General features: G+C 65.2%; 9 protein-coding genes. 2 read left to right on the top strand and 7 right to left on the bottom strand.

Going from position 1 to position 10,762, the window contains the following annotated elements; genetic code table 11:
- Position 1: 1 nt before the first annotated feature.
- Positions 2-1,180, bottom strand: coding sequence for an MFS transporter (locus DA1_RS17960; RefSeq protein ID WP_012207748.1), 1,179 nt, complete (start codon positions 1,178-1,180; stop codon positions 2-4).
- Between the two features lie 129 nt (positions 1,181-1,309).
- Between DA1_RS17960 and DA1_RS17955 the strand changes: the two genes are divergently transcribed.
- Positions 1,310-2,275, top strand: a complete 966-nt coding sequence (locus DA1_RS17955) for a LysR family transcriptional regulator (RefSeq protein WP_034397367.1) — start codon at positions 1,310-1,312, stop codon at positions 2,273-2,275.
- A 21-nt stretch (positions 2,276-2,296) separates the two neighbouring features.
- Here DA1_RS17955 and DA1_RS17950 read toward each other — a convergent pair whose 3' ends face one another.
- The 4 genes from DA1_RS17950 to DA1_RS17935 all read right to left on the bottom strand — a co-directional run bounded on the left by DA1_RS17950 (position 2,297) and on the right by DA1_RS17935 (position 7,698).
- Entirely contained in the window at positions 2,297-3,157 is an 861-nt protein-coding gene (locus DA1_RS17950) for a hypothetical protein (protein ID WP_034397365.1), read from the bottom strand.
- A 158-nt stretch (positions 3,158-3,315) separates the two neighbouring features.
- On the bottom strand, positions 3,316-4,440 hold the full coding sequence (locus tag DA1_RS17945; protein ID WP_034397363.1) for an acyltransferase family protein: 1,125 nt from the start codon (positions 4,438-4,440) through the stop codon (positions 3,316-3,318).
- A gap of 234 nt (positions 4,441-4,674) precedes the next feature.
- Positions 4,675-5,997 carry an MFS transporter gene (locus DA1_RS17940; protein ID WP_034397361.1) on the bottom strand — a complete coding sequence of 441 codons (1,323 nt, stop codon included), beginning with the start codon at positions 5,995-5,997 and terminating at the stop codon, positions 4,675-4,677.
- Positions 5,998-6,045: 48 nt separating this feature from the next.
- A complete protein-coding gene (locus DA1_RS17935) occupies positions 6,046-7,698 on the bottom strand; it encodes a GMC family oxidoreductase (protein ID WP_034397359.1) in 1,653 nt (550 codons plus the stop codon).
- A 165-nt stretch (positions 7,699-7,863) separates the two neighbouring features.
- On the opposite strand from DA1_RS17935, the gene DA1_RS17930 reads away from it, so the two are divergent.
- Positions 7,864-8,664 carry an IclR family transcriptional regulator gene (locus tag DA1_RS17930; RefSeq protein WP_034397356.1) on the top strand — a complete coding sequence of 267 codons (801 nt, stop codon included), beginning with the start codon at positions 7,864-7,866 and terminating at the stop codon, positions 8,662-8,664.
- A gap of 133 nt (positions 8,665-8,797) precedes the next feature.
- Here DA1_RS17930 and DA1_RS17925 read toward each other — a convergent pair whose 3' ends face one another.
- The gene (locus DA1_RS17925) at positions 8,798-10,084 is read right to left on the bottom strand and encodes a TRAP transporter large permease (RefSeq protein ID WP_013800418.1); all 1,287 of its coding nucleotides are present in this window, start codon (positions 10,082-10,084) and stop codon (positions 8,798-8,800) included.
- Between the two features lie 19 nt (positions 10,085-10,103).
- On the bottom strand, positions 10,104-10,619 hold the full coding sequence (locus DA1_RS17920) for a TRAP transporter small permease (RefSeq protein ID WP_013800419.1): 516 nt from the start codon (positions 10,617-10,619) through the stop codon (positions 10,104-10,106).
- Between the last annotated feature and the right edge of the window lie 143 nt (positions 10,620-10,762).

Below are 10,762 nucleotides of genomic sequence, written 5' to 3'. Positions count from 1 at the left end.
CTCAGGCGCAGGCCACGCCTGCGCTGCGTGCGGAGCCCGCGGGCAGGCGGCTGCTCCAGAAGACCAGCACCAGGCCCACGGCCGTCAACGCGGCGGCGGCCCAGCCCAGGTTGACCAGGCCCAGGCCACCGGCCAGGGCCAGGCCGCCAACCCAGGCACCCAGGGCATTGCCCAGGTTGAAGGCCGCAATGTTCAGGCTGGAGACCAGGTTGGCGCCCTGGGGGCCGGCCTGGTCCAGCACGCGCATCTGCATGGGGGCCACCGTGGCGAAGGCCACGACGCCCAGCACGATCACATAGGCCATGGCCACGGCCTGGTTCCCGAAGGCCCAGCGGCCTGCCGCCAGCACCACCATCAGCGCCGCAATGCTCCACACCAGGGCGCGCATCACGCCCCGGTCGGCCAGCTTGCCGCCCAGCAGATTGCCTGCGGCCAGGCCCGCGCCGAACAGCAGCAGGGTCAGTGCCACCAGGCTGTCGCCCATGCGGGTCACCTGGGTCAGCAGCGGCTCCACATAGGTGTAGAGCGCAAACACGCCCGCAAAGCCGAAGGCCGTGATGCCCAGGCCCAGCCAGACCTGGCCGTTGGCCAGCACGGCAAGCTCCTGCGCCAGCGGCGTGACCTCGGGGCGGCCCTGGTCGCGCGGCACGAAGGCGGCCAGGATGGCAAAGGCCAGAACGCCGATCGCGGCCACGGCCAGGAAGGCGCTGCGCCAGCCGAACATCTGGCCGATCCAGGCGCCGGCAGGCACGCCCAGCAGGGTGGCCAGCGTCAGGCCCGAGAACATCAGCGCAATCGCCGACGCCTTCTTGTCCACCGGCACCAGGCCTGTGGCCACCACGGCGCCCACGCCGAAGAAGGTGCCGTGGGTCAGCGAGGTCAGCACGCGCGCCGACATCAGCCATTCATAGCTGGGTGCGAACGCGGCGGCCAGGTTACCGGCAATGAAGATCAGCATCAGCGCCAGCAGCAGGCGCTTGCGCGGCCATTGGCGCGTCAGCAGCGTGAGCACGGGCGCGCCCACGGCCACGCCGATGGCGTAGCCCGAAATCAGCGAGCCCGCCGTGGGAATGCTGATGTGAAGATCCTGGCTGACCTGTGTCAGCAGGCCCATGATGATGAATTCCGTGGTGCCGATGCCAAAGGCACCGGCCGCCAGGGCGAGTAGGGAAAGAGGCATGGACGGATTCCTTGTGATCCTTGGTGTGATGTCCAGTAATGTCGCACTGCAACATACCTTTGTGTAGATGGAATAATGGAAACGGATCTGTTCCTGTGTGGAATAGATGACCTCTTTTCAGGAGACGCTATGCCCGCACTTGCCCCACCCACGGCCACCGATACAGGCAACGCCGATGCCAACCGCTTTGCCGAGCTGGAGATGCTGATCCTGGTGGCCGAGCGCGGCAGCCTCTCGGCCGCTGCGCGCCACCTGGGCATCTCGCCCTCGGCCGTCAGCAAGAGCATGTCGCGGCTGGAGGCGCGCCTGGGCGTGCAGCTGCTCCAGCGCAGCACGCGGCGCCTGCATCTCACGCCCGAAGGCTGCCAGCTGTTCGAGCGCGGCAAGCGCGTGCTGGCCGACCTGGAGGAACTGGAGGCCTGCGTGGCCGTGCGCAGCGAACCACGCGGCCTGGTGCGCATCAACACCAGTTCATCGACCGGAAAAATGCTGCTCGTGCCCCTGGTGCCGCAATTGCTGCAGCGCCATCCCGGGCTGAGCCTGGAACTGAGCTTCACGGACCAGATCGTGGACCTGGTCGAGGCCGGCACGGACATCGCCGTGCGCTGGGGCCAGCTTCCGCCCTCGGACATGGTCGCGCGGCTGCTGGGCCACACGCGGCAGGTCATCCTGGCCTCACCGCAGTACCTGGCCCGCATGGGCAGGCCCCTGCATCCAGACGAGCTGGGCCACCATGTGCGCCTGGGCTGGAGCTACCAGCGCGCCATACCGCACTGGCCATTTCTGGTGGACGGCCAGCGCGTGGCCGTCGATATCGGGGAGGTGGTGCGCGTCAACGACGGCGACGTGATGCGCGAGCTGGCGCTGCACGGCACGGGCCTGGCCCGCCTGTCGCTGTACCACGCCTGGGCCGACGTGCTCGCCGGCCGGCTGGTGCCCGTGCTGGAGGAATTCAACACGGGCGACCTGGAACCCATCCACGCCGTCTACCTGGGCAAGCCCGACCGCCTGCCCCCGCGCACGCGCGCCGTGCTCGACTTCCTGCAGGCGCATGTGGACCTGCGGCATGCGGAGCAGCTGCCGGCACTGCCCTGAGGGGTAGCCGGCAGCGGGGCGTCACTCCTGCTCGGCTGGCAGAGGTGCGGCGCTGAAGGACAGGTTTTCGATGTGCTCGTGCAGCGCGGTATACACAGGCTCCGCAGGCGCCGAATTCTCGTAGACGATGCCCGTGCCCACATCTTGGGGCGTGGTCAGCCGCTTGATGACCAGGCGCTGGTTGGGGCGGTTGCCATTGGTGCTGGACGTGCCCTCACCATCGTTGACGCTGTAAATGAAGCGGTAGCTGCGCAGGATCTGGCCAGAGCTGTTGATCCACACACACAGCGTTTCACCTGCCAGTGCGCCGCGGACCTGGTGCTCGCAGCCGAACAGGCCATCTCCGCTGGTCATGAGGCCGTTGCCGTTGGAAGTGGCGCTGGTCTGGCGTGTCAATTCCACGCCCAGGGTCTGAAGCCCCTCGGAACCGATCGAAGTCATGGTCCAGATGCCCCGTAGACTGGATGCCACGGCGGGGTAACCGAAGTTGAAACGCGAAATCGCCACTTCCTGCTCGCCGGGCAGCGTGATGAATCCCGAGACGCCGCTGGTGAAGCGCATGCTGACCTGGCCCATATTGCGGTCTTCGGTGCCCGACATCGGGCCGCTGCCCAGATAGCGGCCACCCGTATAGCGCATCAGCGGCGCTGAAAAACGGTTGTTGGTCAAGGCGCCCGACGTCATGTAGAAGCTCGGCTGCCCGCTGGGCTCGTAGGCATACATCTGCATGACCAGGGTGCCGTTCTGCGCATCAAGGGCGAGCCCGCGACCCGGCTTGCCGTTGAGTTCGGAAGTCACGACCCAGGTGCCATTGCTGGGCATGAATGCGTGCGCCAGGCCGCAGCCCAGCAAGGTGGCCGCAGCCAGTATTTTTTTGAACATGGGTCCCTCTCTATTGATGAACGACGAAGTCTTTGAATGATTCCGCCGGGAATGGATTTTCAACTAGATCCACCAGTTTCGGAAGATCTCTTGAGAGATCGCGGGGTATGGATACATTTCTGGAGTACCCGCTCGATGGATCCAGATGGAGGAGTACCTCAAACGGTGCATGTCTTGGAGGATCCAGCGTTGAGCAGCAGCCTGTCAGACGCTTTTCTTGAGATTTTATGCAACGGATTCTCGATGAGTTTGAAGTAGAGCAATGAGCAGGCCACGACTGACACCAGATACACCAGCAGCGATAGCTTTCCGCCCCCTATCCACAGCAAGCCCGGAATCTTGGGGAAAAGCAGGCCGTAGAGAATCACCATCAAGGGAATATGCAGCAGGTACAGCGCATAGGAGGCATCGCCCAGCCTGCAGAAGAAGCGGTTCAACTGGCTGCCGGACGAGGGCAGCAATGCGGCCAGCGCCACCAGACCCAGGGACGCACTGCCAAACAGCATGACCCGTTCCGGGTAGTAGAGAAATGCGGCCATGCCAACACCCTGGAGACCGCCGTATTTCTGTGCCCAGATGCTCGCACTCAAAGCAATGGCGGTGAATATGGACCATGCTGCAATAGACTGCCTGGGTTTTCTGTTAATCCACTCGCTCAGCAGAAAGCCAGCAATGAATTCAATGATCAGCGGAGATGTCAGAAAAACATTCAAGAGGAAATTGTTTTCCCTGGGAATTGCCGATCGATAAACCCCCATATTGAATTGCACGGCTACGATCACCACAAATGACGCCAGCAACGCAAGAAACACCGGAACGGCCTGCTTTCGTGTGAAGCAGAGCATGGCACCAATCAGCAGATAGAAATACAACTCATAGGTCAGTGTCCAGGAGACATTGAGCAGGTAGAACTCCTGGGGCAGCAGCAGAAATGACTTCCAGCGGCTGATTTCGGGCCCGTTGAAGATGCCAAGCCAGACGCTGAGAAAAAGCACCAGCAGGAAGGCGGGCCAGTAGCCGCTGTAGATTCTCAGGAAGCGCCGGAAGACAAAGCTGGATGCCGTGCCCGCTCCGGGCTGCATGGGGCGCGTGGTCTCGGCCATGATGAAGCCGCTGATGACGAAGAAGATATCGACACCAGCGAAACCATAGACGGAAATCTCGGTGATCCATGCCGGGATGTTGGCGTAGTGGGCCGGATGCACATTGGGCGGAAGCGTGTGGTGCAGAACCACGAGAAAGGCGGCAATGAATCGCAGTATTTGTATGTTTTTATAGATCATGCAGCCAAGGTGATGCCTGAAAGTGCATGCCTGACTGACATGCGGTTGCGATATGGGGGTGTGAATCTGCAGAAATCTTCTGCCATGCGGACTGGCGCCATCCTAAACCAAGACGGCTCTGCGGCGAGCCGGTGGCTGCAATCCGCTGGCCAATGCAGAAAGCTGCCTGTTGGGCAGCTTTGCTCTTGGTCTTCTCGGCCACGGTGCCGTATGAACCGGCGCAAGAGCGTCTGGCTATCTGGCCAAGGGGTTCACGCTGGCAAAGCTTTCCTGCCTGCTTCCATCCCGACCAATCGCCCAGGCACACCAGGCCGATACCGCTCCCGCAAACACCACATACAGGCACACCAGCCACGGGCTGCCACCGGCCGTCTTGACCAGCGCCGTCGCAATGATGGGCGTGATGCCCGAGGCGAAAATGCCCGAGAACTGGTAGACGAAGGAAATGCCGGTGTAGCGCACCTTGGCGTCGAACAGGTCGCAGAAGAGGGCGGCTTCGGGACCGTAGACCGCCGCGTAGAGAATGCCGAAGGGCACGACGATGGCGATCCATATCAGCAGCACATTGCCGCCGCTGTGGGCCATGAGCCAGAAGGCCGGAAAGGCAGAGACCGCGGTGATCAGCGATCCCCACAGATAGACGCGGCTGCGGCCCAGGCGGTCGGACAGGCGGCCGAACAGCGGAATCGTGAAGCACATCACCACGGCGGCGACCATCACGCCGATCAATGCGTCGGTGCGGCTGATCTGCAGGGTGGAGGTCAGGTAGCTGATCGAGAACACGCCGAAGACGTTGAAGAAAACGCCGTCGATATAGCGTGCGCCCATGCCCTTGAGCACATTGCCGGGGTAGCGCCGCATCATGTCCATGAAGGGAATCGCGGTCTCGGCATTGCGTGCCTTGACGGCCGCGAATTCGGGCGTCTCCTTCACATGCAGTCGGATGTACATGCCCACGGCCACCATCAGGCCCGAGATCAGGAACGCGACGCGCCAGCCCCAGGCCATGAATTGCTCTTCCGTACACAGCCAGGACAGCAGGGCCACCACGCCCGAGGCCATGAACAGGCCGATGGCCAGGCCCACCTGGGGCAGGGAGGCGTAGAAGCCCCGCTTTTCCTTGGGCGCGTATTCGTAGGCCATGAGCACGGCGCCGCCCCATTCGCCGCCCAGGCCTATGCCCTGGGCCACGCGCAACAGCAGCAGCAGGATGGGCGCGGCCACGCCGATCTGCGCATGCGTGGGCAGCAGGCCGATCAGGAAGGTGGACACGCCCATGATCATCAGCGTGACCACCAGGATGCTCTTGCGCCCCACGCGGTCGCCGAAGTGCCCGAAGATCACCCCGCCCAGCGGCCGCGTGACGAAGCCCACGGCAAAGGTGGTGTAGGCCAGCAGCGTGGAGATCAGCGGATCGTCGCTGGGAAAGTACAGCTTGCTGAACACGATGCCGGCGACCACGCCGTACAGGAAGAAGTCATACCACTCGATGGTTGCGCCGATGAGCGCGGAGGTCACCACCTTGCGGATGACCCTGGGATCGGTTGCCGTCGTCATGCTGTCTCCTGGTTGTCTGTCGCATTGCCGGGATGCAGGAACGGGCAGTCATGCGACCTTGAGCTGCCCTGTCTCTCCGTGCCTGTCTTCGCGAACCATGTCGGCGGCCTTCTCGGCCATCATCACCACGGGCGCGTTGGTGTTGCCCGAGACCAGGGTGGGCATGACCGAGCAATCGACCACGCGCAGGCCGGCCATGCCGTGCACGCGCAGCCGCGCATCGACCACGGCCTGGGCGTCGCTGCCCATGCGGCAGGTGCCGCTGGGGTGGAAGATGGTGGCGCCGTGGTTGCGGCAGAACTCCAGCAGTTCCGCATCGCTGTGCGCATCGGGGCCGGGCTTGACCTCGCGCTTCACGAAGGGGCGCATGGCCGGCGTGTCGGCAATGGCGCGTGCCGCGCGCACGGCCGCCACGTTGGTGCGGCGGTCCAGGTCGGTGGCCAGGTAGTTGGGCTGGATGGAAGGCGGCTCGAAGGCATCGCGCGAGCGGATGCGCAACTGCCCGCGTGACTCGGGCCGCAGCTGGCAGACCGACATGGTGAAGCCCGAGTACGGATGGACCTGCCCGCCTGCCATGTCGGCCGACAGCGTGGAGACGTGGAACTGGATGTCGGGCGTGGCCGCCACGGGCCGGCCCTGCTCGTCCCTGAGCGCACGCATGAAGCAGCCGCCCTGGTTGATGCCCACGGCCAGCGCGCCCGAGCGGAACAGCAGCCATTCCAGCCCCAGCTTTGTCCTGCCCACCCAGGAATTGAGCTGGTCATTGGTGGTGATGCGCTGGCTGCATTCGTAGCCCAGGCGGATCTGAAGATGGTCCTGCAGGTTCTCGCCCACGCCCGGCAGATCGTGCACCACGGGAATCCCCAGGGACTGCGACAGCGCGGCCGGGCCTATGCCCGACAGTTGCAGCAGCTGCGGCGACTGGATGGCTCCTGCCGACAGAATCACCTCGGCCCGCGCCTGGGCCTGGCGCTCCTGCCCGCCTTGCCGGTAGCGGATGCCGACGGCGCGCCGGCCGCGCAGCACCAGCTGCGTGGCCATGGCATCGGTCTCTATGCGCAGATTGGGGCGGCGCCGGGCCTCGCCCAGATAGGCCTTGGCCGTACTGCAGCGCAGGCCCTTGTGGGTGGTGAGCTGGTAGTAGCCCGCGCCCTCCTGGTCGCGGCCGTTGAAATCCTCGGTGCGGGGCACGCCGACCTGGCCTGCACCGGCAATGAAGGCCTCGATCAGCGGATGCTGTGCGCCGATGTCCGAGACCTTGAGCGGCCCGTCCGCGCCATGGCCCGGGAAGGCGCCGCGCGCATTGCCTTCGGACTTCACAAAGTAGGGCAGCACCTCCTCATACGACCAGCCCGCATTGCCCAGCGCCGCCCAATGGTCGTAGTCCTCGCGCTGGCCGCGCACGTAGATCAGGCCGTTGATGGAGCTGCTGCCGCCCAGCGTGCGGCCGCGCGGCCAGTAGATGCGCCGGCCGTTCATGTTGGGGTCCGGGTCGGTCTCGAACTTCCAGTTGTAGACGGGGCTCCACATGGTCTTGCCGTAGCCGATGGGCAGGTGGATCCAGGGCGAGCGGTCCGGCGGGCCTGCCTCCAGCAGCAGCACCCGCGTGGCCGGGTCCTCGGACAGGCGCGCGGCCAGCACGCAGCCGGCAGAGCCTGCTCCCACGATCACGTAGTCATAGCTGTCGATGGGGTCCGGCATGCAGTGGCTCCTTTTGAGTTTCTTTTGAAGGAACTATTTGTTCCTTTGAGTGAAACTTATTCGTTGCCGCCGTGGACTGCAACCCCGCGCAAACCCTTGCCGCCTCCTGGCGATCAGGCATGATCGAAAGCGTTTCCGGCCTTCCACACGACACGACACCGCCCCATGCCGCCATCCCTTGCCAGCGCTGCCCCGGACCCCACCCCTGCACGGCAGGACGAAGCGAACTCGGTCTCCGATCGCTCCCTGGCCGTGCTCGATTTCGTGACCCAGGCCGAGGCCCCGCCGGGCCTCATGGACATCGCAGCCGCGCTCAACCTGCCCAAGGCCACGGCCTCGCGCCTGTGCTCCCACCTGGAGGCGCGGCAATGGCTGCTGCGCCATGAGGGTGACCGCAGCTTCTCCCCCGGCCCCAAGCTGCTGAGCCTGGCCGTGCGCGCCCTGCAAGCCGACCCGCGCCAGGCCCTTCGCCATGAGCTGCTGTCCCAGCTGGTGGCCCGTCTGGGCGAGACCTGCAACCTCACCGTGCTGGACGGCACGCGCGTGCGCTACCTGGACCGTGTCGAGACCCACTGGCCGCTGCGCATCCAGCTGGAGGCCGGATCGATGGTGCCCATCCATGCCACGGCCAGCGGCAAGCTGTTCCTGGCCCATATGCCTGCGGCCCGGCGCGCCGCCATTCTGGACAGCGTGGAACTCACCGCCTGCACGGCCAACACGCTGACCACGACCGAGGCGCTGGCCGATGAATGCGCGCGCATCGTGCGCGAAGGCCACTCCTGCGATCGCGAGGAATTCATGCGCGGCATGATTGCCGTGGCCGTGCCCGTGCGCGATGCCAAGGGCCAGTGCCGCGCCACGTTGGCCGTGCATGCGCCCGAGGCGCGCATGCCGCTGGCGCAGGCGCTGGAGGGCCTGCCGCACCTGAAGGAAACGGCCCAGCGCATGGCCGGCCTGCTCTTCTGAGGCGCTGGGCATCCCAGAAAAAAGGCCCCCACGCTACCCTTGCTGCGCAAGGTCCGTTGCCCCCCAGGGGCCGCTTTTTGCCTTGGAGCGGCCCGGCGGCAAAAAAAAGGGCCTCACTCGGAGGCCCTTGTCGTCACTGGAAGCCCAGCGTATGCGGCAACCAGGTGGACAGCGCGGGGATGAAGGTCAGCAGGCACAGCACCACGAAGTGGGCCAGCAGGAACAGCGGCATCTCGCGTGTGAGATCGGTGATGGACACGCGCGTGGCCACCGAGGTCACGAACAGCAGCCCGCCCACGGGCGGCGTGATCATGCCCAGCGTCAGGTTCACGATCACCACCATGGCGAAGTGCGTGGGATCGATGCCCAGGCTGAACGCAATGGGCGCCAGGATGGGCACCAGGATCATCACGCCGGGCAGCGGCTCCATGAAGATGCCGAACACCAGCAGCAGGATGTTCACCGCCACCAGGAACAGGGTGGGCGACAGCTCCCAGCTCACGATCAGCTCGGACAGGTACTGTGGGATGCCCTCCACCGTCAGCACCCAGGCAAATGCGGCCGAAGTCGCCATCACCAGCAGCACCGAGGCCGTCAGCATGGCCGAGCGCGCCGCAATGCCCGGCAGCGCCGACCACTGCAGCGTGCGGTACACCCACTTGCCGCAGACCAGGGCGTAGAACACGGCCACCACCGACGCCTCGGTGGGCGTGAAGATGCCGAAGCGGATGCCCACCACGATGAGCACGATCAGCATCAGCGCGGGAATCGCCTTGAAGCTGTTGATCCACATCGTGCGGCCGTCGGGGCGCGGCTCGGTGGAGCGGTAGTCGCGCTTCCTGCACACCCACCAGTTCACGGCGGCCATGGCCAGCGCGATCAGGATGCCGGGAATGAAGCCGGCCATGAACAGCCCGCCCACCGACACGTTCTCATCCTGCAGCGCGTAGATGATCATGCTCACCGACGGCGGAATGATGGGCCCCACGATGGCCGTGCTGGCCGTCAGCGCCGCCGCGTAGGAGCGTGCATAGCCGGCCTTGTCCATCATCTTGACCATCATCGAGCCGGGGCCGGCCGCATCGGCCAGGGCCGAGCCCGAAATGCCCGAGAACAGCGTCAGCGACAGCACATTGGCATAGCCCAGGCCGCCGCGCAGATGGCCCACGAACTGCGCGGCAAAGCGCAGCAGCACATGCGTGAGCGCCCCGCCCGACATCAGCTCGGCCGCCAGGATGAAGAAGGGCACGGCCATCAGCGGAAAGCTGTCTATGCCCGTGAACATCTCCTTGAACACGATGAGCTGCGGATAGCGGCCGCCCACGAAGACGGCCAGCGCGGCGGAGATCGCCAGCGCGAAGGCCACCGGAAAGCCCAGCGTGAGCAGGACGATGATGGCGATGAAAAGCGTGATACCCATGATGTGTCTGCCTGGTGGATCAGATCGATGCGGCTGCGTCGGCATCCATCTCATCCGACTCCGCGAACGAGCCGTCTGCGATATACCCGCGCGCAATGAACAGCAGATGCACCAGCATCAGCACGAAGCCCACGGGCATGGCCGCGTAGACGAAGGAGATCGGAATGTCCGTGGCCGCCGTAGTCTGGAAGCGCGTGGCCCAGACGTACTGCGACGAGGCCACCGCCATCACCGCGCAGAACAGGCCCACGCCCAGCACCACGAGGCGGCGCAGCCATTGCGCCTTGCGCGTGCCCACCGAGCGGTGCAGGTTGTCGATGGCCACATGGCCGCCGAAGCGCAGCACCAGCCCTGCGCCCAGGAAGGTGACCCAGATCATCATGTGCCGGGCCACTTCCTCGGCCCAGACAATGGAGTCGCCCGTGGTGTAGCGCAGCACCACATTGGCAAACACGATGCAGGCCATGGCCAGCAACAGCACGATCAGCAGCCAGCGGTTGCAGGCCACAAGGGCGCGTTCGATTCGGTTGAGCATAGGAGTGGACGAGGGCAGGAGGGGAGTGGCGCAAGGGCCGGGCTGCCGCCGAAAGGTCAGATCATCGGCGCGGGCGCCGTGCGGGGCCACAGGTGTTGCCCGCAGCGGGGCGCCCTGCATTGCGGGCCGCAGCCCGCAATGCG

This window comes from Delftia acidovorans NBRC 14950, from assembly GCF_001598795.1.
In the GTDB taxonomy this organism is placed as follows: domain Bacteria; phylum Pseudomonadota; class Gammaproteobacteria; order Burkholderiales; family Burkholderiaceae_C; genus Comamonas; species Comamonas acidovorans.
The sequence above is the reverse complement of the archived record's forward strand: the minus strand, read 5'-3'. Positions and strand labels throughout refer to the sequence as shown.

Excerpts from the sequence above, each read along its gene's own strand:
- DA1_RS17960 (WP_012207748.1), bottom strand. The coding sequence starts at position 1,180 with ATGCCTCTTTCCCTACTCGCCCTGGCGGCCGGTGCCTTTGGCATCGGC.
- DA1_RS17930 (WP_034397356.1), top strand. The coding sequence starts at position 7,864 with ATGCCGCCATCCCTTGCCAGCGCTGCCCCGGACCCCACCCCTGCACGG.
- DA1_RS17935 (WP_034397359.1), bottom strand. The coding sequence starts at position 7,698 with ATGCCGGACCCCATCGACAGCTATGACTACGTGATCGTGGGAGCAGGC.
- DA1_RS17945 (WP_034397363.1), bottom strand. The coding sequence starts at position 4,440 with ATGATCTATAAAAACATACAAATACTGCGATTCATTGCCGCCTTTCTC.
- DA1_RS17940 (WP_034397361.1), bottom strand. The coding sequence starts at position 5,997 with ATGACGACGGCAACCGATCCCAGGGTCATCCGCAAGGTGGTGACCTCC.
- DA1_RS17920 (WP_013800419.1), bottom strand. The coding sequence starts at position 10,619 with ATGCTCAACCGAATCGAACGCGCCCTTGTGGCCTGCAACCGCTGGCTG.
- DA1_RS17955 (WP_034397367.1), top strand. The coding sequence starts at position 1,310 with ATGCCCGCACTTGCCCCACCCACGGCCACCGATACAGGCAACGCCGAT.
- DA1_RS17925 (WP_013800418.1), bottom strand. The coding sequence starts at position 10,084 with ATGGGTATCACGCTTTTCATCGCCATCATCGTCCTGCTCACGCTGGGC.
- DA1_RS17950 (WP_034397365.1), bottom strand. The coding sequence starts at position 3,157 with ATGTTCAAAAAAATACTGGCTGCGGCCACCTTGCTGGGCTGCGGCCTG.